16 protein-coding genes, 1 rRNA gene and 1 pseudogene are annotated in these 22795 nt (G+C 76.0%); 15 read left to right on the plus strand and 3 right to left on the minus strand.

What is annotated here, in order from left to right:
* Positions 1-86, plus strand: a 5S ribosomal RNA gene (gene rrf / locus FB454_RS32965); the annotation flags it as partial.
* Positions 87-180: 94 nt separating this feature from the next.
* Here rrf and FB454_RS35620 read toward each other — a convergent pair.
* A complete protein-coding gene (locus FB454_RS35620) occupies positions 181-1992 on the minus strand; it encodes a hypothetical protein (RefSeq protein WP_486485491.1) in 1812 nt (603 codons plus the stop codon).
* Between FB454_RS35620 and FB454_RS35625 the strand changes: the two are divergent.
* Both FB454_RS35625 and FB454_RS32980 read left to right on the plus strand, forming a co-directional pair.
* Positions 1915-2593: pseudogene (locus FB454_RS35625) on the plus strand (tetratricopeptide repeat protein); the annotation flags it as partial. The gene FB454_RS35620 and the pseudogene FB454_RS35625 overlap by 78 nt on opposite strands.
* 394 nt (positions 2594-2987) lie before the next feature.
* The gene (locus FB454_RS32980; protein WP_145755608.1) at positions 2988-4058 is read left to right on the plus strand and encodes an HAD-IIA family hydrolase; all 1071 of its coding nucleotides are present in this window, start codon (positions 2988-2990) and stop codon (positions 4056-4058) included.
* Positions 4059-4071: 13 nt separating this feature from the next.
* On the opposite strand, the gene FB454_RS32985 is transcribed toward FB454_RS32980, so the two are convergent.
* On the minus strand, positions 4072-4407 hold the full coding sequence (locus tag FB454_RS32985) for an SCP2 sterol-binding domain-containing protein (protein WP_013285576.1): 336 nt from the start codon (positions 4405-4407) through the stop codon (positions 4072-4074).
* A gap of 111 nt (positions 4408-4518) precedes the next feature.
* On the opposite strand from FB454_RS32985, the gene FB454_RS32990 reads away from it, so the two are divergent.
* From FB454_RS32990 to FB454_RS33010, 5 genes are all read left to right on the plus strand, one after another.
* Entirely contained in the window at positions 4519-5085 is a 567-nt protein-coding gene (locus FB454_RS32990; protein WP_145755607.1) for a hypothetical protein, read from the plus strand.
* Positions 5082-5309 (plus strand): hypothetical protein, encoded by a 228-nt coding sequence (locus FB454_RS32995; protein WP_145824178.1) that lies wholly within the window; start codon positions 5082-5084, stop codon positions 5307-5309. The genes FB454_RS32990 and FB454_RS32995 overlap by 4 nt, the downstream gene beginning before the upstream one ends.
* Positions 5310-5330: 21 nt before the next feature.
* Positions 5331-6179, plus strand: coding sequence for a TlyA family RNA methyltransferase (locus FB454_RS33000; protein WP_013477413.1), 849 nt, complete (start codon positions 5331-5333; stop codon positions 6177-6179).
* Positions 6176-7060, plus strand: coding sequence for an NAD kinase (locus FB454_RS33005; RefSeq protein ID WP_013285580.1), 885 nt, complete (start codon positions 6176-6178; stop codon positions 7058-7060). Before FB454_RS33000 ends, FB454_RS33005 begins: the two co-directional genes overlap by 4 nt.
* Before the next feature lie 468 nt (positions 7061-7528).
* Positions 7529-11257 carry a S8 family serine peptidase gene (locus tag FB454_RS33010; RefSeq protein WP_145755605.1) on the plus strand — a complete coding sequence of 1243 codons (3729 nt, stop codon included), beginning with the start codon at positions 7529-7531 and terminating at the stop codon, positions 11255-11257.
* Between the two features lie 46 nt (positions 11258-11303).
* On the opposite strand, the gene FB454_RS33015 is transcribed toward FB454_RS33010, so the two are convergent.
* Entirely contained in the window at positions 11304-12278 is a 975-nt protein-coding gene (locus FB454_RS33015; RefSeq protein ID WP_013285582.1) for a helix-turn-helix domain-containing protein, read from the minus strand.
* A 79-nt stretch (positions 12279-12357) separates the two neighbouring features.
* On the opposite strand from FB454_RS33015, the gene recN reads away from it, so the two are divergent.
* The 7 genes from recN to FB454_RS33050 all read left to right on the plus strand — a co-directional run bounded on the left by recN (position 12358) and on the right by FB454_RS33050 (position 22723).
* Positions 12358-14115 carry a DNA repair protein RecN gene (gene recN, locus FB454_RS33020; protein WP_013285583.1) on the plus strand — a complete coding sequence of 586 codons (1758 nt, stop codon included), beginning with the start codon at positions 12358-12360 and terminating at the stop codon, positions 14113-14115.
* Positions 14116-14233: 118 nt separating this feature from the next.
* Positions 14234-15412, plus strand: coding sequence for a putative cytokinetic ring protein SteA (gene steA, locus FB454_RS33025; RefSeq protein ID WP_145755604.1), 1179 nt, complete (start codon positions 14234-14236; stop codon positions 15410-15412).
* Between the two features lie 27 nt (positions 15413-15439).
* Positions 15440-16381 carry a copper transporter gene (locus FB454_RS33030; protein ID WP_013285585.1) on the plus strand — a complete coding sequence of 314 codons (942 nt, stop codon included), beginning with the start codon at positions 15440-15442 and terminating at the stop codon, positions 16379-16381.
* 61 nt (positions 16382-16442) lie between these two features.
* A complete protein-coding gene (locus tag FB454_RS33035) occupies positions 16443-17306 on the plus strand; it encodes a hypothetical protein (protein ID WP_114920043.1) in 864 nt (287 codons plus the stop codon).
* Between the two features lies 1 nt (position 17307).
* Positions 17308-19005 (plus strand): lipid II flippase MurJ, encoded by a 1698-nt coding sequence (gene murJ / locus FB454_RS33040; RefSeq protein ID WP_145755603.1) that lies wholly within the window; start codon positions 17308-17310, stop codon positions 19003-19005.
* Entirely contained in the window at positions 19002-20135 is a 1134-nt protein-coding gene (locus FB454_RS33045) for a glycosyltransferase family 4 protein (protein WP_145755602.1), read from the plus strand. Before murJ ends, FB454_RS33045 begins: the two co-directional genes overlap by 4 nt.
* The gene (locus FB454_RS33050) at positions 20135-22723 is read left to right on the plus strand and encodes a hypothetical protein (RefSeq protein WP_145755601.1); all 2589 of its coding nucleotides are present in this window, start codon (positions 20135-20137) and stop codon (positions 22721-22723) included. The genes FB454_RS33045 and FB454_RS33050 overlap by 1 nt, the downstream gene beginning before the upstream one ends.
* The last annotated feature ends 72 nt before the right edge of the window (positions 22724-22795 follow it).

Below are 22795 nucleotides of genomic sequence, written 5' to 3' on the forward strand. Positions count from 1 at the left end.
GTCACATTCCGAACCCGGAAGCTAAGCCCTCCAGCGCCGATGGTACTGCACTCGGGAGGGTGTGGGAGAGTAGGACACCGCCGGACAATCTTCCAGTCGAGGGCCGCCCCAGCAGGGGCGGCCCTCGACTGCGTTAGCGTTCTCGGCGGAAACGCCATCAGGAAGGATGTACCTGTGAGCTCAGGACCCCAGGGCGGGGACCGCCCCCGTCGTTACGAGGATCGCGCCGACCGCGGCCAGGGGCGTGGTGACGCCGGCCGCGACGGCCGTCGCGATGACCGTCCCTCGTACCGGGGCGGCCGCGACGACCGCCCGGGTGGCTTCCGTGGTGGCGACCGTGACAGTGGCGCCCGCGGCGGTGACCGTCGTGAAGGCGGTTTCCGCGGTGGCGATCGCCGCGAGGGCGGTTTCCGCGGTGGCGACCGTGACGGCGGTTTCCGCGGCGGTGAGCGTCGTGAGGGTGGCTTCCGTGGCGGTGACCGTCGTGAAGGCGGCTCCGGCGGCGGTGACCGGCGCGAGGGCGGCTTCCGTGGCGGCGACCGTGAGGGTGGCTTCCGGAGTGGAAGCCGTCCGGGCGGCGACCGTCGTGAAGGCGGCTTCCGGGGCGGCGACCGTGACGGCGGTTTCCGCGGTGGTGAGCGTCGCGAGGGTGGCTTCCGTGGCGGCGACCGCCGCGAAGGCGGCACCCGCGACGGCAACTTCCGCGGCGGTGACCGCCGTGAGGGCGGCTTCGGCGGTGGCGACCGTCGTGAGGGCGGTTTCCGTGGTGGGGACCGTCGTGAGGGCGGCGCCCGTGACGGTGGCCTCCGGGGCGGCGACCGTCGTGAAGGTGGCTTCCGCGGTGGTGACCGTGAGGGCGGTTTCCGCGGTGGTGACCGTGAGGGCGGTTTCCGCGGTGGTGACCGGCGCGAGGGCGGTTTCCGTGGCGGTGACCGTGAGGGCGGTTTCCGCGGTAGCGACCGCCGTGAGGGTGGCTTCCGGGGCGGTGACCGCCGTGAGGGCGGTTTCCGTGGTGGTGACCGTCGTGAGGGCGGCGCCCGTGAGGGTGGCTTCCGTGGCGGTGACCGTGAGGGCGGTTTCCGCGGTGGGGACCGCCGTGAGGGCGGCTTCGCCGGTGGCGACCGCCGTGAGGGTGGCTTCCGGGGCGGTGACCGCCGCGAGGGTGGCTTCCGCGGTGGGGACCGTCGTGAAGGCGGTGCCCGCGAGGGCGGTTTCCGCGGTGGCGACCGTGAGGGTGGCTTCCGTGGTGGGGATCGTCGTGAGGGCGGCGCCCGTGAGGGTGGCTTCCGGGGCGGTGACCGTCGTGAGGGCGGTTTCCGCGGTGGCGACCGCGACGGTGGTTTCCGGGGCGGTGACCGTCGTGAAGGCGGGTTCCGTGGTGGCGACCGCGAGGGTGGTTTCCGGGGCGGCGATCGTCGTGAGGGCGGCGCCCGTGAAGGTGGTTTCCGGGGTGGTGACCGTCGTGAAGGCGGGTTCCGTGGTGGCGACCGCGAGGGTGGCTTCCGCGGTGGGGACCGTCGTGAAGGCGGCGCCCGCGAGGGCGGTTTCCGGGGCGGCGACCGTCGCGAGGGCGGCTACCAGGGCGGCGACAACCGCCGGGAGAGCTACGCCGGCGGCGAGCGCCGCGACGGCGGCTTCCGCGGCGGCGACCGCGACCGTGGCTTCCGGCGCGACGACCGTCGCGATGACCGGCGGCCGGGCGGCTACCGGGGTGAGCGGGACGGTGAGCGCCGTGGCTACGACGACCGGCCGGGCGGCGACGACCGCCGGACCGGCAACTACGGCCCGCAGCGGGAGCGCCAGGACGAGCGTGGCGAGGGGCGTACCGGTGAGGCGCCGGAGCTGCCGGACGACGTCGTCGCGAGCGACCTCGACTCGGCCGTCCGGGCGGAGCTTCTCTCCCTGGCCAAGCCGGTGGCGGAGACTGTCGCCCGGCACCTGGTCGCGACCGGTCTGCTGATCGACGAGGACCCGGTGCTGGCGCTGGCGCACGCCATGGCGGCCCGCAGGCTCGCGTCGCGGATCGCCGCCGTGCGGGAGGCCGTCGGGCTGGCCGCGTACCACGCGGGTGAGTGGCAGACCGCCATCGCCGAGCTGCGGACGTACCACCGAATGAGCGGCCTGCAGAGCCACCTGGCGGTGCTGGCGGACTGCGAGCGGGCGCTGGGCCGGCCCGAGCGGGCCATCGACCTGTTCCGCGGCGCGGACCGGGACAAGCTCGACCAGGCCGTCGCGATCGAGCTGCTGATCGTGGCCGCCGGGGCGCGCGGCGACCTCGGGCAGAAGGACGCCGCGGTGGCGATGCTCCAGGTGCGCGAGCTGACCGGCGACTCGACCGACCCGTGGGCGGCGCGGCTGCGCTACGCGTACGCGGACGCCCTGCTGGCGGTGGACCGGCGCGAGGAGGCGCGGGAGTGGTTCTCCCGGGCCGCCGACGTCGACTCCGAGGGGGAGACCGACGCCGCCGAGCGGCTGCTGGAGCTGGACGGCGTGGTCATCGAGGGCGACGACGAGCCGGAGGACGACACCGACGCGTCCGAGGCGTCGGCCGAGGACGTCCGCGACGACGACGACCTCGACGACGAGGACGAGGACGAGGACGAGGACGACCTCGACGATGACGACGATGACGACGACGAGGACGACGAGGACGACCTCGACGACGACGATGACGACGATGACGACGACCGGGATGACGACGCGCCGCTGAGCGGCGACGACGACACCTCGGGCGTCGACGGGGACGCGGCACGGGCCGGCTACCGGGACCGGGACGCCGGCGATCTGGCCGACGACGAGCTGACCGACACCGAGGCCGGCTCGCTCGCCGCCGACACGCCGACCACCACCGCCACGACCGAGGATCCGGCCACCGCACCGGCCGCCGACGCCCAGGCGCCGGCCGCCGACGTCACCCCGGACGGCAAGGCCGACCGGCCCGCGCCCGGTGACGCCGCGGACGGCGAGGGCGAGGCGGCGGACCGCCGATGACCGGGTACGCCGGTGACACCGCCTCCGGCGCGGATCGGGGCGAACCCGACCGCGCCGGGGCGGGCGATCGGCTGGTCGACGCGTACTCGCTCGTCGTCTTCGACCTGGACGGCGTCATCTACCTGATCGACCGGCCCATTGCCGGCGCAGTCGAGGCGGTCGGCCGGCTGCACGCCGAGGGGCGCGCGGTCGCGTACGCGACCAACAACGCCTCCCGCCGCTCCAGCGAGGTGGCCGACCTGCTCACCGGCATGGGCGTCGCGGCCCGGCCGGCGGAGGTGCTCACCTCCGCGGCGGCCACCGCCGAACTGCTCCGCGACCGGCTGCCCGAGGGCGCACCCGTGCTCGTGGTCGGCGCGGAGGCGCTGCGCGCCGAGCTGCGCGCGGTGGGCCTGCGGCCGGTGTCCACTGCTGACGAGGAGCCCGCCGCCGTGGCCCAGGGCTACGGCCCGCAGGTCGGCTGGTCCGACCTGGCCGAGGCGTCCTTGGCGGTACGGGCGGGCGCGCCCTGGTACGCCACCAACACCGACCGCACGCTGCCCAGCCCGCGTGGCCCGCTGCCGGGCAACGGCTCGCTCGTCGCGGTGCTGCGGACGGCGCTCGGCCGCGACCCGGACGTGGTGGTGGGCAAGCCGGAGCCGGCGCTGTTCACCACCGCCGCGCGGCGGGCCGGGACCGGACGCACGCTCGTGGTGGGCGACCGGCTGGACACCGACATCGAGGGCGCCCGCCGGGCCGGGCTGGACAGCCTGCTGGTGCTCACCGGCGTCAGCGACGCCGCCGAGCTGCTGGCCGCACCCGAGGAGCGCCGCCCCGCGTACGTCTCGTTCGACCTGGCGGGCCTGTTCGACCCGGCCGCAGTGGTGGCGGTGCCGGGCCGGGCGACCGACGGCGGCTGGTCGGTGACGGAGGCCGGCGCGGACCTCGTGCTCGACGGCGCGGGACCGCCGCTGGAGGCCCTCGCGGCGCTCTGCGCGGTGGCCTGGTCGACCGGGGCCGGGCCGCGCGTCCGGGCGCAGTCCACGGCGGCGGAGGAGGCCCTCGCCGCGTTCGGTCTGGACGACTGAGGCGCCGGGCCGCTCAGAGCAGCTTGCGGAGCTTCATCAGGTCGAACGGGTTCGCCTTGATCGACACCCGCCGGGAGGCCACCGCCGACATGACGTCGAGCCGGCCGTGCACCAGCGCGACGAGGTCGTCGCTGCCGGTGCTCAGCGCGATCTTGGCCTTCGGGTCGTCGCCGTCGGACAGGTCGACCAGCCGGCCACCCTCCAGCCGCCCGTGGAACGCGGTGCCGAGGTCGGTGATCCGGCAGGCCAGGGTGCGGTCGAGGTCGATGCGTCCCTGTGCCTCGGCGTTGCGGTCCAGCCGCGCGGCCAGGTCGTGCAACGCCTGCCGGCACTCGTCCACGCTGGCCACATCGTCTCCTCACCACGAACCACGCCGTTCCCGGCACCGTACCGCAATGGGGTGTCCGGGGTGCCCGGTAGCGTGGCACCTGCACACCTCGCCCCGCGGAAGGACTCAGGCATGCAGGACGCGTGGCGCGCCTACCTCGAGCTGGCCATGGGCCTGACGGAGGCGCCCCGGAAGAAGGCACAGGACGCGGTCATGCGCGTCGTCGGCCAGGGCGGCGCGACCGCCGCCCAGCTCCAGACGCTCGCCGAGGAACTGGTCGCGACCGGCCTGGCGAACCGGGAGTCGCTGACCAAGCTGGTCCGCTTCGAGGTGGACCGGGCGCTGGGCGCGGTCGGGCTGGCCACCGCCGACGAGGTCGCCGAGCTGACCCGCCGGGTGCACGACCTGGAGCGGCAGCTGCGCGAGGCGCGCGGCCACCTCGGGCCGGGCGACACGCCGTCCGGGGCAGCCGAGCCGCCGAAGACCGGTTCGCCCGCCGCCGAGTCCTCCCCGGCGACGACGCCGGCCAAGGCCCCCGCGACGACGCCGACGAAGGCGGTGGCGAAGAAGACGGTGGCCAAGAAGGCGATCGCGAAGAAGCCGCCGGCCACCGTGGCCCGTACCCCCGCCGACGGCTCGCCCGCCGCGCCCGCCCGGTCGGCGAAGAAGGCCACCGGGCGCCGGGCGGCCGGCTCGTGACCGCGCCCCGGCCCGGCCCGCCGCAGGGTCCGCGGCCCGGACCGCCCCCGGGGGTACGCTCCGCGCCGGCCGAGGAGATCGGCGAGGCGCGGCACCCGGCGGTGGACGCGGCCGTACTCGGCATGGCCAACGCCGAGGCGCTCGCCCCGGCCGACCAGATCGCCCAGTACGAGGCGGCGTACGAGACGCTGCGCGAGACCCTCGCCACCATCGACCAGGCCTGAGCAGAGGCGGAGACACACCTGATGGCTCGTCGTACCCGGCTGGACGCCGAACTGGTCCGGCGCGGGCTGGCCCGCTCCCGGGAACAGGCCGCCGCGCTCGTGGAGGCCGGTCGCGTCCAGCTGCGCGGAGTGCAGGCGCGCAAGCCCGCGGCGATGGTCGACCCGGCCGACCCGCTGCTGGTCACCGGCGAGGACCCGGCGCAGGAGTACGTCTCCCGGGGCGGCCACAAGCTGGCCGGCGCGCTCGCCGCGTTCGCCCCCGGCGGGCTGACCGTCACCGGCCGGCGCTGCCTGGACGCGGGCGCGTCGACAGGCGGTTTCACCGACGTGCTGCTGCGCGGCGGCGCCGCCGAGGTGGTCGCCGTGGACGTCGGCTACGGGCAGCTCGCCTGGTCACTGCGGACCGACGAGCGGGTGCGGGTGTTCGAGCGCACGAACGTGCGTACCCTCACGCCGGAGGCGATCGGCGGCCCGGTCGACCTGACGGTGGCCGACCTGTCGTTCATCTCGCTGCGGCTGGTGCTGCCGGCGCTTGCGGCGTGCACCGGGCCCGGCGGTGACCTGGCGCTGATGGTGAAGCCGCAGTTCGAGGTCGGCAAGGAACGCGTCGGCGCCGGCGGTGTGGTCCGCGATCCGGCGCTGCGCGCCGAGGCGGTGCTGGACGTGGCCGCTGCCGCCGCCGGGCTGGGCCTCGGCCTGGCCGGTGTCGCGGCCAGCCCGCTGCCCGGGCCGAGCGGCAACGTCGAGTTCTTCGTATGGTTGCGCGGGGACGCGCCCGCCGCGGATCCGGAGCGGGTCCGCGCGGTGGTGGCCGCCGGCCCGCAGGGCGCCGCCGCGACGGCGGCCACGACCGAGGAGGTGTCCGGGTGAGCCGTACCGCGCTGCTGGTCACGCACACCGGCCGTCGACGCAGCACCGAGCACGCCCGCGCGGTGGCCGCCGATTTGATCGCCGCCGGGTTCGAGGTGCGGGTGGTGGCCGAGGAGGCCGACGACCTGGACCTGCCGGGCGTGGTGCCGGTGACCGGCCCGGAGGCCGCCGAGGGCGCCGAGATCGTGTTCGCGCTCGGCGGGGACGGCACGTTCCTGCGCGCCGCCGAGCTGGCCCGCCCGGCCAAGGTGCCGCTGCTCGGGATCAACCTGGGCAAGGTCGGCTTCCTCGCCGAGGCGGAGATCGACGACCTGGACACCGCGGTCCGTGACGTGGTCGACCGCAACTACACGGTGGACGAACGGCTCACCCTGGACGTCACAGCCGAGTTCGAGGGCGGGCCGACCATCGAGTCGTGGGCGCTCAACGAGATCAGCGTGGAGAAGGGCGAACGCGCCCAGATGCTGGAGCTGCTCGTCGACGTGGACGGCCGGCCGCTGTCCCGGTACGGCTGCGACGGCGTGATCTGCGCGACCCCCACCGGCTCGACCGCGTACGCGTTCTCCGGCGGCGGGCCGGTGGTCTGGCCCGAGGTGGAGGCGCTGCTGCTGGTGCCGATCAGCGCGCACGCGTTGTTCAGCCGCCCGCTGGTGACCGCGCCCACGTCGACGTTCGTCATCACCGTCGACCCGTTCACCACACTGGCCGTGCTCTGCTGCGACGGGCGGCGCGTCTACGACCTGCCGCCGGGCGCCCGGGTGACGGTGCGCCGGGGCACGCTCCCGGTGCGCATCGTGCGGCTGCGGGCCCGTCCGTTCACCGACCGGCTGGTGGCCAAGTTCGACCTTCCCGTCCAGGGCTGGCGGGGCAACCGTCGCTGACCAGCGGCTCAGCGGAAATCTCCGTTCGGCCCACCGGTCCCGGCGCTCGCGCGCGTTACGGTGGGCGTACGGGCCGCGAAGAGGTGAGTCCGGGCGCGGCGGTGAGGCCCGCCGCTTCCCGGATGCGGCCCACCTGTCGCGGGCTCGGCCAGGGGGTGGTCGGGGCCGCGACGGTCGGGACGCCGGAGCGTCGTAGCCGGCCGCGGCGGGCGGACCGGCACGCCGTGTCCGGTCGGGTGTCGACCCCGGCCGGGCCGACAGGTCGCAGGGCCGCCGCCGGAGGAAGCGGCGGCACGCGAGCTGGGCGACACGGTCTCCGGCGTCCCGGCCTCCACTCCGTCGTGCTCGTGTCCACCTGGCGACATGTCGCCGGTGCGGCGGCCCGTACCCGGTGACCAGGTGGCGGACGCCGTCGCAGACTCCGATCGCCGGTCTCACGAGGCCGGCCTCGGAGTAGAGGAGCGTCACATGCACCGGTTCCCCCGCTGGCTCGCCGCCGGCGCGGCCGGGGCGTTGGTGGTCGGGCTCGCCGTACCGGCGTCCGCCGTACCGCCCGCCCGGCCCGCCGGCCCGCCCCCGGGCACATCCGCCCCGGGCGCGAAGCCCGCCCGCGTCACGCTGATCACCGGCGACCAGGTCGAGCTGGTCCAGGCCGCGCCGGGCCGGATCGCCGCCACTGTCCACCCCGGGCCGGGCCGGGACCGGATCGTCTTCCAGACCACGCAGGCCGACGGCGGGCTGCGGGTACTCCCCGCCGACGTCGTGCCGTACGTGTCGGCGGGCGTGCTCGACCCGGACCTGTTCGACGTGCAGGAACTGGCCGAGCAGGGCTACGGCGACGCGGGCCTCACGGCGCTGCCGCTGATCGTGCGCTACCGGGAACCGGCCGCCGGGCGGGTGCGTCCCCTCGCCGTCGCCGCCGAGTCCCGTCCGCTGTCCAGCATCAACGGCGCCGCGCTGCGTGTCGACAAGGACGACCTGGGCGCGCTGTGGACGTCGCTGCGGGAGACGCCGCAGGCCCGCACCGCGGGTGCCGGACCGGTCCGGCTCGGCGCGGGCGTGGAGCGCGTGTGGCTGGACGGGCGGGCCCGGGTGGCGCTGGAGCACAGCGTCCCGCAGATCGGTGCGCCCGCCGCGTGGGCGGCCGGGCGCGACGGCGCCGGCGTGCGGGTCGCGGTGCTCGACACCGGCGTGGACGCCGACCACCCCGACCTGGCCGGCCGCGTCGCCGAGGCGCGCGACTTCACCGGCGGCGGCAGCGCCCGGGACGGCCACGGCCACGGCACCCACGTGGCGGCCACCGTCGCCGGCAGCGGGACGGCCTCCGCAGGGCTGCGCAAGGGCGTCGCGCCCGGCGCGCGGCTGCTGGTCGGCAAGGTGCTCGACGACTCCGGCTCCGGCTACGACTCCGGCATCATCGCCGGCATGGAGTGGGCCGCGCGCTCCGGCGCCAAGGTGGTCAGCATGAGCCTCGGCGGCGCGCCCACCGACGGCACCGACCCGATGAGCCAGGCCGTGAACGATCTCACCGCCTCCACCGGCGCGCTGTTCGTGATCGCCGCCGGCAACGACGGTGAGCCGCGCAGCGTCGGCTCGCCCGGCGCGGCCACCGCCGCGCTCACCGTCGGCGCCGTCGACCGCGACGACGTGCTCGCCGACTTCTCCAGCCGCGGCCCGCGCCTGGGCGACAACGGCCTGAAGCCGGAGATCACCGCGCCGGGCGTCGGCATCGTCGCCGCCCGAGCCGCCGGCACCACCATGGGTACGCCTGTGGACGACGCCTACACCCGCGCCTCGGGCACCTCGATGGCCACGCCGCACGTCGCGGGCGCGGCCGCCGTACTCGCCCAGGAGCATCCCGGATGGACCGCCGCGCAACTGAAGGACGCGCTGGTCAGCACCACCCGGCCGAGCACCGGCGCGACGGTGTTCGAGCAGGGCGCCGGGCGGGTCGACGTGGCCCGTGCGCTGCGCCAGCGGGTGTACGGCACGGCCACCGCCGACTTCGGCCGGCTGACCACCGGCGGGCCGGCCGCGACCCGGACGGTGCGCTACGTCAACGGCACCGAAGCCGCGCAGACGCTGCGTCTGGCGCTGGAGCTGCGCAACCTGGACAGCGGCGCGGCCGAGACCGACGGCCTGACACTCGACGCCGGCACGGTGACGGTGCCGGCCGGCGGCGGTGTGGACGTGCCGCTGCGCGCCGACCCGGCCCGGCTGGACCGGGGCCCGCACGGCGGCTGGCTGGTCGCCACCGGCACGGACGGCGTGACGGTGCGGACCGCGGTCGGGCTCACGCTCAGCGGCCCGCAGCACACGGTGACGCTGCGCGCGCTGGACCTGGCTGGGCGGCCCGGATCGTCGCCGGTGGTGACGCTGTTCGGCGAGCACCCGGAGTCGGACGCGATGGGCTGGCTCGGCGTCGGCGACGAGTGGCGGATCCAGGTGGAGGAGGGTCCGTACCTGCTGCACGCGCTGATCGAGCACGGCGCGCCGCTGGACGAGCAGCTCACCCTGGTCACCGACCCGGAGCTGACAGTGGACCGGGACCTCACGGTGGTGCTCGACCCGCGGCGCGGCACGCCGGTACGGATCGAGACGCCGAAACCGTCCGAGCAGCGGGCCGTCCTGAGCTTCTACCAGCACCGGGTGTTCGGCAACGGCCGGCAGGTCGACCACGGCGTGATGACGTTCAGCACCGTGCAGCAGCTCAACGTCACCCCGACCCGGCAGGTGCGCCGCGGCGAGTTCGAGTTCTCCTCGCGCTGGCAGCTCGTCGCACCGATGGTCGACATCGACGTCAGCGGCGTGTCCGGCGCGCTGGACGTCAACCTGATGGGTCAGTCACCGGCCCCGGCCGGGCGGCAGCGGCTACGCCTGGTCGCCGCCGGCACCGGCGCACCCGGTGAGCTGGCCGGCGTGCGGGGCGCGGCGGCGCTGCTCACCGCGTCCGCCGACCGGTCCGAGGAGGAACAGGTGGCCGCCGCGGCGGCGGCCGGCGCGAAGGCGGTGCTGATCGTCCGGCCGGCGGACCAGAGCGCGTGGACGGTGTGGCGTCCGACCGGGGAGCGGCTGCCGGCACCGGCGCTCGCGGTGGCGTACGACGACGGGCAGCGGATGCTCGCGGCGGCGCGTACCGGCCGGGCCCGGATGGACCTGACGCTCACCGTTGACAGCCCGTACCTCTACGACGTGTTCCAGGTGTCGAAGGGCCGGGTGCCGGAGCGGATCCTCCACCGGGTCACCGCCGCGAACACCGCCGAGGTGACCGCGCGCTACGGCGACACCGGCGGCCTGGACTGGGCCACCGAGCAGCGGTTCGGGTGGCGGCCCTGGCAGGAGTTCTCCTGGAACGACGACCAGCGGATGGTGCGTACCGGGACGACCCGGCGGGAGTTCGTCAGTTCCGGTGACTCGTGGTGGCAGCACCGGGTGCTGCACCGGCTGATGTTCTCCAGCATGGGGACGCTGACCGGCGGCCTGTCCGACCGGCCCCGGCGCTACGCGGCCACCGACCGGACCACCGAGTCGTGGCACACGCCGCTGGTGCGTCCCGCCGTGCCGGCCGGTGCGGCCGCGCCGAGCCGGACCGCTGACACGCTCGACCTGAGGGTGGCCGAGTTCGTCGACGCCGACGGTCACGCCGGCGTGGACAACCGGTCGGAGGAGCAGGACACGGTGACCCGCCGGGTCAGCCGCGACGGGCAGCCGATCGCCGACCTGTCCGCCGGCTGGGCGCCGGTGCCTGCCACCGCCGGTCCGGCCCGCTACCGCCTCGACGTGACGACGGCACGGTCGTCGGCGGAATGGCGGTGGGCGACCCGTACCGAGACGGCGTGGGAGTTCACCTCGGCCCGCCCGTCCGGTGACGCGGCCCGGCCGCTGCCGCTGCTCCAGGTCGACTACCGGGTGCCGGCCGACCTGCGCGGCGAGGTGCCCGGCAGGCGGAAGCACACCGTCGGGCTGACGCTGCGCCACCCGGCCGGCCTGCCCGCGCCGGCCGGCACGACGGTACGCGCCGAGGTGTCGTTCGACGGCGGACGCACCTGGCGTACGGCGCCGGTACGCGGCTCCGGCACCCGGTTCACCGCCGAGGTGCCGGCCGGGCGCGGCACGGTGTCGCTGCGCGTCTCGGCGCGGGACCGGTCCGGCAGCACAGTGACGCAGACCGTGATCGACGCGTACGGGCTGCGATGAGACGCCGGGGCGGGGCGGTCCTGGGGCCGTCCCGCCCCGGCCCCGGTCAGATCCAGCCGCGCCGGGCGGCCTGGAACGCCAGCCCGGGCCGGGTGTCCACACCGGCGGCGGCCATCAGGTCGGCCAGCCGCCGCTGCACGGTACGCCGGCTCACCCCGAGCTGTGACGCGATCGACTTGTCCGGCACCCCGGCGACGAACAGCGACAGCAGCCGCGCCTCGTCGCCGTCGGGCTGGTAGCCGGTGGCGGCCCGGTCGGCGGGCGTGCCGAGCGGCGTCGCCATCAGCCAGTGGCTCTCGAAGAGCGCCAGCAGGGCGTCCAGCAACTGGCTGCGGCCGATCACCGCGGCTGTCGGCTCTCCGCCGTCGCGGTCGGGCACCAGCGGGCACACCGCGGTACGACCGTCCACCACGGCCAGTCGCACCGGCAGCCGGTCCAGCACCCGGGCCTGCTCCCCGGCGCGTACGCCCCGCTCCACGTCCGCGAGCGCGCCCGGCTCCAGCAGCATGGCCCGTTCGTAGATGGCCCGGTAGCGCACGCCGCGGGCGAGCGCGTCGAACTCCTCGACGTTCTCCGGTCCGGGCATCGCCAGCGGGTTCGCCCGGCAGAACCAGAGCACCTCCTCGCGCGCGCCGTTCTGCAGCTCGCGCAGCCGTTCCCGCAGCCCCCGCGCGCCGGTGACCACCTCGACCAGGTGCGCGGCGTCGTGGCGGCGCATCCCGGCCCGGTAGTCCTCGGCGAGCCGGCTGACAGCGGCGCGGGCCTCCTCCAGCGCGGACTGGCGGCGCAGCAGCGCCTCGCCCAACGGCACGTCCGGCGCGAGCGGCCGCAGCGGCGCGTCCGGTTCCGGCCCGGTCGGCAGCACGAGACCCTTGTCCCGCAAGGCGTCCAGCCGGGCGGCGACCTCCGCGCGGGGCCGTCCCAGCCGCTGTGCGAGCTCACCGGCCCGGGCCGTGTTCGCCCGTACCAGGCTGCGGTAGAGCTCCTCCTCGTCCGGGGTCAGGCCGATCTCCTCCAGCACGGGGCTGAACTGTACGGGTGCCTGCGGCTCGCCCTGCCGGCTGGTCAACTGTCACACGGCGGGGCTACTGTCGGGTGCTGTGCTGGAAGAGCTGCGCATCACCGGACTGGGCGTCATCGAGGACACCACGCTGCCGCTGGCCGCGGGGATGAACGTCATCACCGGCGAGACCGGCGCCGGCAAGACCATGGTGGTGACCGGCCTCGGCCTGCTCTTCGGCGGCCGCGCCGACGCCGGCCGGGTGCGCGCCCAGCCGGGCCGCGCGGCGGTGGAGGGCCGGCTGCGCCTGAGCGGCCGGGTGGCCGAGGCGGTGCACGCCCGCATCCTCGATGCAGGCGGCGAGCCCGACGAGGACGGTTCGCTGCTGCTCAGCCGCACCGTGACCATCGAGGGCCGCTCCCGGGCGCACCTGGGCGGGCGCGCCATGCCGGTGTCCACGCTCGGCGAGGTCGGCGAGCAGGTGCTCGCAGTGCACGGCCAGTCCGACCAGCTGCGGCTGCTGCGCCCGGCCGAACAGCGTGCCTCGCTCGACCGGTTCGCCGGGCCCGAGCACGAGAAGCTGCTCGACGCGCTGCGCGAGACGTACGCCCGGTGGCGCACCGTCGTCGACGACCTGGCCGACCGGCGGCGCAACGCCCGCGAGCGCAACCAGGAGGCCGACCTGCTGCGGCTGGGCCTGGACGAGATCACCCGGGTCGACCCGCAGCCGGGGGAGGACGACGAGCTGAAGGCCGAGGCGCAGCGGCTGGAGCACGCCGAGGGGCTGCGTACCGCCGCGCAGGTGGCGCAGCAGTGCGTGGCCGGCGGTGTCGAGGCGACCGACGAGACGCCGGACGCGACGGTGTTGCTCGGCACCGCGCGGCGCACGCTGGAGGCGCAGGCCGGCACCGACCCGGCGCTGGGTGAGCTGGCGGCCCGGCTGGAGGAGGCGGCCACGCTCGTCACCGACGTGGCCGCGGAGCTGTCGGCCTACCTGGCCGCGCTGGACGCGGACCCGGCACGCCTCCAGACCGTCTACGAGCGGCGGGCCGCGCTGCGCGCGCTCACCCGCAAGTACGCCGACGACGTCGACGGCGTGGTGGCGTGGGCCGAACGCGCCCGCACGCGGCTGTCCGATCTGGACACCTCCGACGAGCTGCTGGACGAGCTGGACCGCGAGGCGACCCGGCTCGCCGGTGAGGTGGCCGACCTCGCCGGCCGGGTGTCGGCGTCCCGGCGGGAGGCGGCGGTCCGCTTCGCCGAGGAGGTGACAGTCGAGCTGGCCGGGCTGGCGATGCCGCACGCCCGCATCGAGGTGGCGGTGCTGCCGCGACCGGCGGGCCGGTCCGAGCCGAGCCTGCCTGTCAACGGCGTCGAGACCGGCGTCGGCGCGGACGGCGCCGACGAGGTGGAGCTGCGGCTGCTGGCGCACCCGGGCGCGCCGGCGCTGCCGCTGCAGAAGGGCGCGTCCGGCGGTGAGCTGTCCCGGGTGATGCTCGCCATCGAGGTGGTCTTCGCCGGTTCCGGCGGCCCGCCCACGCTGGTGTTCGACGAGGTCGACGCCGGTGTCGGCGGCCAGGCCGCGGTGGAGATCGGCCGTCGGCTGGCCCGGCTGGCCCGCAGTCACCAGGTGCTCGTGGTCACGCACCTGCCGCAGGTCGCCGCGTTCGCCGACCGGCATCTGGTGGTGGCCAAGGACACCGGGGGAGCGGTCACCACGAGCGGGGTGCGCGTGGTGGAGGACACCGAGCGCGCCCGGGAACTGGCCCGGATGCTCGCCGGTTTGCCGGACTCGGATCTGGGTATCGCCCATGCCGAGGAGCTCCTGGCCGTGGCGGCCAAGGAAAGGCGTCCGTGATACCCCGATTGTGAGCGCAAGCACACCGGCGCGGGTTCCGGTGTGCTTCCCTGGGTAGGCGGCCCTGCTCAGGCATGTCGCGACAGCAAAACCTGCCTCACATGCCAGGATGGTCACGATGCGTCTACCCACACTGCGCCGGAGCCGGAACCCGGAGCCGGGCTCCATCGTCGGCACCGCGCGCCTCGACCGCCGGACGAAACGGCTGGTCGGGCGGCTGCGACCCGGCGACATCGCGGTCATCGACCACGTCGACCTGGACCGGGTGGCGGCCGACTCGCTCGTCGCGGTGGGTGTGGCGGCGGTCCTCAACGCCAAGCCGTCGGTCTCCGGCCGCTATCCCAACCTCGGCCCGGAGGTGCTGGTCGCGGCCGGCATCCCGCTGCTGGACGACCTCGGCGAGAGCGTCTTCGAGCAGGTCCGCGAGGGCGACCGGGTCCGCATCGAGGGCAACACCGTCTTCGTCGGCGACGATCCGGTCGCGCACGGCTCGTTGCAGGACGCCGAAACAGTGGCCAAGTCGATGGCCGACGCCCGGGAGGGCCTGTCGGTGCAGTTGGAGGCGTTCGCCGCCAACACGATGGACTACCTGCGCCAGGAACGCGACCTGCTGCTCGACGGCGTCGGCGTGCCGGAGATCCAGACCCAGATCCAGGGCCGGCACTGCCTGATCGTGGTGCGCGGCTACGACTACAAGGCCGACCTGGACGTGCTGCGCCCGTACATCCGGGAGTTCAAGCCGGTGCTGATCGGCGTGGACGGCGGCGCCGACGCGCTGGTCGAGGCGGGCTACACCCCGGACATGATCATCGGGGACATGGACTCGGTCACCGACGACGTGCTGCGCTGCGGCGCCGAGGTGATCGTGCACGCCTACCCGGACGGGCGGGCGCCGGGCCTGGCCCGGGTCAACGGGCTCGGCGTACCGGCGATCACCTTCCCGGCGGCGGCCACCAGCGAGGACCTGGCCATGCTGCTGGCCGACGAGAAGGGCGCGTCGCTGCTGGTGGCGGTCGGCACGCACGCCACCCTGGTGGAGTTCCTCGACAAGGGGCGCGGCGGCATGGCGTCGACGTTCCTGACCCGGCTGAAGGTCGGTGGCAAGCTGGTCGACGCCAAGGGCGTCAGCCGGCTCTACCGGCAGAGCATCTCCGGGTCGTCGCTGCTGCTGCTGGTCCTGTCGGCGGTGGCCGCGATGGCATCCGCGGTGGCGGTCTCCACCGTCGGGAAGGCGTATCTGGGCGTGGTCTCCGAATGGTGGGACAATTTCGTGTTCCAGCTCGGCCAGCTCTTCTAGCTCCCCGACGATCAAGAGGCTGCAAGCGTGATCAACTTTCGCTACCACGTGGTGTCCCTGACCGCGGTGTTCCTGGCGCTGGCGATCGGCCTGGTGGTCGGCACAGCCGCCCTCAACGGGCCGGTCGCCGACTCGCTCCGGGAGAACGTCAACGGCCTGCGCAAGGACAACTCGCTGATGCGCCAGTCGGTCAACAGCATGCAGAAGCAGCTGGAGACCGAGGAGGACTTCGCCGCCGAGATGGCCCAGCTCGTCCTGCCCGGCAAGCTGACCGGCCGCCGGGTGCTGGTGCTCACCCTGCCCAGCGGCCGGGACCAGGCCGAGGGCGTGGTGAAGATGCTCCAGACCGCCGGCGCCGACGTCACCGGCCGCATCGACGTGCAGGACAAGTTCGTCAACCCGGACAGCAACAACAACCTGCTGGAGCTGGCGGTCACCGCCGCCCGCCCGAACAGCGCCCCCACCGGCAACCTGCCCGGTAACGGGCACGGCGTGGAGACCTCCAGCGCGTTGCTGGCCAACGTGCTGGTGGACCGCCCGGCCGGGAGCCCGCCGGTCAGCGACGCCGACCGGCGCGCCGTGCTGGAGCAGTACGCCACCGCCGGCTACCTCACCCCGGCGGACCGGATCTCCACCGCCGCCGAGGCGGTGGTGATGGTCACCGGCCAGCCGTACGTGGACAAGGACTCGGCGAAGAAGGACGAGTCGGTGGTGAAGATCGCCGAGCAGTTCGACAGGGCCGGCGCGCTCGTGGTCGCCGGCATGGGCTCGACCGGCGGCAACCTCGTCTCCGTGGTCCGCGGCGACCCGGTGCTGTCGCAGACCATCTCCACCGTCGACAACGCCAACACCGTGCAGGGCCAGCTGGTCACCAGCCTCGCCCTGGCGCAGCAGCTCACCGAGAAGAAGACCGGCCAGTACGGCGTGGGCGACAACGCCGCCGCCCGGGTGCCTACACTGCCCCGGTGACCGCTCCGGGCCGCCCGGTCCGTGCCCGCGTCGCGTTCGAAGTCCGGATCGAGGAGGTCCCGTGAGACTGGGTCGGCTGCTGGCCGTGGGCGCGGGAGCGCTGGCCGCCCGCTACGTGCTGCGTCAGACGCGTACGTCGCCGGGCGGGCCGGCGTTGGAGCGCACCAACTACCGGGGCCGCACGGTGACCCTGGCCGCCGGTCCGGCTTTGGCCGTCGGCGCGGCCACCGGGGCCGCGCTGGGTGCCGGTAGCGCCCCGGCCGGCGCCGCCGCGCTCGTCGCCGGGCTCGGCGCGGGCGCTGTCGGCCTCTACGACGACGTGGTCGGCGCGCGCCCCGAACAGAAGGCCGCGAAGGGGTTCGCCGGGCATCTCGCCGCGCTGCGCGAGGGCCAGGTCACCGCCGGGATGGTCAAGGTCGCCGGGGTGGGCGTGGCCGGGCTGGGCGCCGCCGCGCTGCTCGCCGCCGACCGGCGGGTCGCCGCGCACCCGCGCCGCCGGCAGGCCGGTGCGTTCGGCCGCGGGCTCGACGTGCTGCTCGGCGCCGGCGTGGTGGCCGGCACCGCCAACCTGGTCAACCTGCTCGACCTGCGGCCCGGCCGGGCGCTGAAGTCCGGCATGCTGCTCGGCGCGCCGCTGACCGCCGGCCCGTACGGCGGCCTCGCCGCGGGCGCCGTGGGCGCGTCGGCCGCGCTGGTCGGCGACGACCTCGGCGAGCGCGTCATGGTGGGCGACAGCGGCGCCAACGCGCTCGGCGCGCTGCTCGGCGTGAGCCTCGCCGCGCGTACCGGGCCGCTGGGCCGGGCCGGCGTGCTGGCCGTGCTCGCCGCGCTCACCGCGGCCAGCGAGAAGGTCAGCTTCACCCAGGTCATCGCGCGGACCCCGGGACTGCGGCACCTCGACGAGCTGGGCCGGCTCCCGGACTGACGTGACGAAACCGGCTCCTCTCGCCGCCGCCGGCCGGGTCGCCGGGGCGGCCGCCCTCATCGCCGTCCTCACCGTCCTCAGCCGGCTCGCCGGCTTCGGCCGTACCGCCGTGTTCACCTGGATGCTGGGCCCCACCGATCTCGGCGGCGCCTACCTGGTGGCCAACTACGTCCCGAACTTCATCTTCGAGATCGTCGCCGGTGGGGCGCTCGCCAGTCTCGTCGTACCGCTGCTGGCCGGCGCCGTCGAGGCGGGTGACCGGCGCGCGGTGGCCGCCACCACCGGCGCGCTGCTGACCTGGACGCTGAGCCTGCTGGTCCCGCTGGCGGTGCTGCTGGCGCTGTTCGCCGACCCGCTGCCGGGCCTGATCGGGAACGGTCTCAGCGAGGCCCAGCAGGCGTCCGGGGCGCGGATGCTGCGGGTCTTCGCGCCGCAGCTGCCGCTGTACGGCGTGGGGATCGTGCTGACCGGTGTGCTCCAGGCGCACCGCCGCTTCGCCTGGCCGGTGATCGCGCCGCTGCTGTCGAGCGTCACGGTCATCGCCGTCTACCTGGGCTTCACCGCGCAGCAGGGGCGGCTGGCCACGATCGGGGAGGCCGGACGCGGCGGCGAGCTGCTGCTGTCCGCCGGCACCACGCTCGGCGTGGTGGTGCTCTCACTGTCGCTGCTGATCCCGGTGCGCCGCCTGCGGCTGCGGATCCGGCCGGGCTACCGCTTCCCCGCCGACGCCCGCGCCCGGGTCGGCGGTCTGGTGGTCGCCGGGGCGGTCACCGTGGCCGCCCAGCAGATCGCCCTGGTCGTCGCGCTCAATCAGGTCACCTACGGCCGGACCGCCGACGTCAGCGCCTACAACCTCGCCCAGACCGTCTACTTCCTGCCCTGGGCGGTGCTGGCCGTGCCGCTCGCGGTGGCCGCGTACCCGACGCTCGTCGCGGCCCGGGCCACCGGCGACGAGCGCGCCTATCGGGAGACCCTGGCCCCGGCGGTACGCGGGGTCGTGCTGCTCAGCCTGCTCGGTGCCGCCGCGCTCGTCGGCACCGCGATCCCGGTCGGGCACTTCTTCTTCTCCGATGCGCTCGACGCGAGTACCGCGGCGGCCGGGATCGCCGGTTTCGCGCCCGGCCTGGTCGGCTACGGCCTGTTCGCGGTGCTCACCCGCGCGCTGTACGCGCGGGGAGAGACCCGCGCGGCCACAGTGGCCACAGCGCTCGGCTGGCTCAGCGTGCCCGCGCTCGCCGTGGTGTCCGCGCAGGTGGCGCCGCTGGCCGACCGGGTGCTCGCGGTGACGCTGGCGACCTCGGCCGGCATGCTGCTGCTCGGCGTGCTGCTGATCGCCGCGGTCCGGCGGGCCGCCGGTGGCGAGGCGCTGGCCGGTGTCGGCCGGGCCGGTGCCGCCGGGCTGCTCGCGGCCGTCGTCGCCGGTGCCGGCGGAGCGGCCGTCTCGGCGGGACTCGCCGGGCTCGGTGACGGCACCCCGACGACACCGTGGGCCCTCGCGCAGGGCATGCTGTCCGGGGTCGTGGTCGGTGTCCTGTTCCTCGCCGTCGCCTGGCTGACCGACGCCCGCGACCTGCGGCCGCTGCTCGCGACCGTGACCCGCCGGCTGCGCCGGCGACGCCCGGCCGGCGGGGACGACGGCCCGCCGGCGCAGCAGCACCCCGGCGAGCGGGGTGACGGAAGGGAGACCGTTTCCTCATGACGGACGCCTCGCCGGCACCGCGCTGGCCCGGGTCGGTGGCCCTGGTGCTCGCCTCCAGCACCGGCGGGGTCGGGCAGCACGTGCGCTCGATCACCCGAGGGCTGACCGAGGCCGGCGCGTCCGTGCTGGTCTGCGGCCCGGCCGCCACCGAGGAACAGTTCGACTTCACCGGCGCCGGGGCCCGGTTCACGCCGGTGGAGATCCCGGCCAGCCCCACGCCGGGCGACGCGCGCGCGGTCACCGCGCTGCGCCGGGCGCTCGCTGACACACCCGTCGACGTGGTGCACGCGCACGGGCTGCGCGCCGGCCTGGTCGCCGCGCTCGCCCGTCCCGCCGCGCCGCTGGTCGTCACCTGGCACAACGCGGTCCTCGCCGGTGGCCTGCGCGGCGCGGTGTCCCGGCTGGTCGAGCGGGTCGTCGCCCGGTCCGTGCGGGTCGCGCTGGGCGCCTCCGCCGACCTTGTCGACCGCGCCGCCGCGCTCGGCGCCGCCGACGCCCGCCTGGCCCCGGTCGCCGCGCCGGCGCTGCCCGCGCCGCGGCGCCGCCGCACGGCGGTACGCGCCGAGTTCGCCGTCGCCGCCGACCGGCAGCTGATCCTCTCGGTGGGCCGGCTGCACCCGCAGAAGCGGTACGACGTGCTGATCGACGCCGCCGCCCGCTGGCGGACCCGTACTCCCGCCCCGCTCGTGGTGATCGCCGGCAGCGGTCCGGCGTACCTGCCGCTGGCCGCCCGGATCTCGGCCGCCCGCGCGCCGGTGACGCTGCTCGGGCACCGTACCGACGTGGCGGACCTGCTGGGCGCCGCCGACCTGGCGGTGGTGACGAGCGACTGGGAGGCCCGCCAGCTGTTCGCGCAGGAGGCGCTGCGGGCGGGCGTACCGCTCGTCGCGACCGCCGTCGGCGGGCTGCCGGACCTGGTCGGCGACGCGGCGGTGCTGGTGCCGCCGGGCGACGTGGACGCCGTCGACGCGGCCGTGCGTGACCTGCTCGACGACCCCGTACGCCGGGCCGATCTGGGCCGTCGCGGCCTGGCGCGGGCCGCGACCTGGCCCACCGAGGCGGACACCGTGGCCGCGCTCGCCGGCCTCTACGCCGAGCTGACACCCCAGCTCTCCACCGGGAACCGCTGATGCTGCGCAGACTGACCCCGGTGCTGCTGACGCTGGTCGTGGTGGCGCTGGGCATCACCGCGCTCTCCGCCCGTCCGGACGAGGGTGCGGCCCGGCCCGGGGCCGACTTCGTGGTGCTCGTCGGCGCGGCGGGCCTGCGGTGGGACGACGTCGACCCGGAGAACACGCCGACGCTGTGGCGGATGGCCGAGCAGGGCGCGATCGGGTCGCTCTCGGTACGCTCCGCGCACCGCCCCACCTGCCCGGTCGACGGCTGGCTCACGCTCGGCGCGGGGAACTTCGCCGCCTGGCCCGGCGCCCGCCCGGGCGGTGGCTGCCCGGCCACCGGTGTGACAGTCGAGCGGCCCGACGGCATCGGCGCGAACCTGCCCGACCAGCCCAGCGCGGTGGCGCACAACCAGGAGCAGCTCTCCTGGGGCGCCACACCCGGCGCGCTGGCCGAGTCGGTGCGCTGCTCGGTGGCCGTCGGCCCGGGCGCCGCCGTGGCCGCCGCCCGCCCGTTCGGCCGGGTCGACAGGTACGCGCCCACGCTCCCGGAGAAGCCGGCGGAACTGCTCGGCTCCTGCGTGCTGAGCATCGTCGACGTCGGCACCGTCGACGACGACGACCCGGAGGTACGGGCCGCCCAGGCGCGGCAGGCCGACGCCCGGCTGGCCCGGGTGCTCGCCGCCCGGCCGCCGCGCTCGCTGGTGCTCGTCGCGGGCGTGTCCGACACCGACTCCCCGGCGCGGCTGCACGTCGCCATCGCCGACGGACCCGGCTGGGAGGGCGGCTGGCTGACCTCGCCCAGCACCGCCCGGTCCGGCTACCTGCAACTGATCGACCTGGCCCCGACCGTGCTCGCCGTGCTCGACAAACCGATGCCGGAACGGGCGTTCCTCGGCCGGCCCGCGGTGACTGTCGACGACCGGCCGGACGACCTGCGGGCCGCGATCGAGGCGCCGGCCGACGCGGACCGGGAGGCAGCCGCCCAGCGCCGCGTCGCCGGCTGGTTCTTCACGCTGCTCGCCGCCGCCCAGCTCGCCCTCGCGGTGGCGGTGCTGCCGCTGCTGCGCCGCGCCCGCCGGCTCGCCGGACCGCACGGGCCGGAACCGGTGTCGCCGCGGATCGTGGCGGTGGTGGAGCTGCTGCTGATCGCCGCCGCGCTGGCAGTGCCCGCAGCGTTGCTCGCCGACGCCGTGCCCTGGTGGCGCGGCGACCACGCGGGCCTCTGGTACGCCTCGGTGACCGCGCTGCTCATCGTCGGCGGCACCGCCGCGGTCCGGTTCAGTCCCGGACACGAGCGCACGCTCGGTCCGCTCGGGGCGGTCGCCGGGCTGGCCACGCTCGTCGTCGGAGTGGACGTGCTCACCGGCTCCCGGTTGCAGCTCAACGGCGTGGTCGGCTACTCGGCGCTGGAGGGTGGCCGGTACGCCGGGCTCGGCACCGTCGGGCTGGGCGTGTTCATCGCCGGGGCGCTGCTGTGCGGCGGCTGGCTCGCCCAGCGGTTCCGCAAGGGCTGGCGGCCGATGGTGATGGTGACGGTCGGCGGGCTCGCCGTGGTGATAGTGGGCAGCCCGTACCTGGGGGCCGACTCGATCGGCGCGATCGCGCTCACCGCCGGGGTCAGCGTCGCGGCCGCGATCTGCAGCGGCGGCTGGCTGACAGTGAGCCGGCTGGCCTGGGCGACAATGGCCGCGCTGGCGGTCACCGTCGGCTTCGCCCTGGTCGACCTCGGCCGTCCCGCGGACGAGCGGGGCAGCCTGGGCCGGTTCCTGGCCGCTGTGGGCGACGGCACCGGCGGGCTCACCGTGCACCGGTCCAGCAGCTCCAACATCCAGACGCTGGTGAACAGCCCACTGACCGTGCTGGCCCTGGCCGGGGCCGCGCTGGTCTGGCTCGCGCTGCTCCAGCCCTGGGGCGGGCTGATGCGGCTGTTCGGCATCTACCCGGCGATCCGGGCGGCGATGGCCGGCACCGGCGTGGCCGTCGGGCTGGGCGGCCTCCTCGGCGGGTCGGCGCTGGACGTGGCCGGCGCGGCGGCGGCCCTCGTGGTGCCCATGGCGGCCCTGGCGGCGCTGCGGGTGCTCGACCACTCCACCGACCGTACGGTGCCCGACAGCGGGCGTGGCGGCGGCGAGACGGGCGCGGTCCCACCGGGCGGACCGGACGACTCCTCCAGGGGCGGCGCGGCCGGCGGCCCGGCCGGCGACGGTGCGGGTGGCGACGGTGCGGGTGGTGGTCGGTCGGCGGGCGACGGCTCGGCCGCCGACGGCTCGGCCGCCGACGGCTCGGCCGGTGACGGTGCGGACGGTGACGGTGCGGACGGTGACGGTGCCGGCGACCCGGGGGAGGCCGGAAAGCCGGCCGGACCGGACGGGCAGGACTCCGCAGGCACGGGGGCACCGGACGGGCCGCGCCCCGCTGGCCCGGACGGGCAGGACTCCGCAGGCACGGGGGCACCGGACGGGCCGCGCCCCGCTGGCCCGGACGGGCAGGACTCCGCAGGCACGGAGGCGCCGGACGGGCCGCGCGCCGCTGGCACGGCCCGCGGGGCGCAGGTGCCCGCACAGCCGACCCCGGCGTCCTCGGACATCCCTGCCCGCTGACCCCGCCCGCGTGGCCCGCCAGGTCTGCCGCCCGCCGGTTCGGGGAGGTGGCGGGGTCGAGGCCCGGTGGAA

This window comes from Micromonospora sp. CNZ297 (assembly GCF_007827625.1).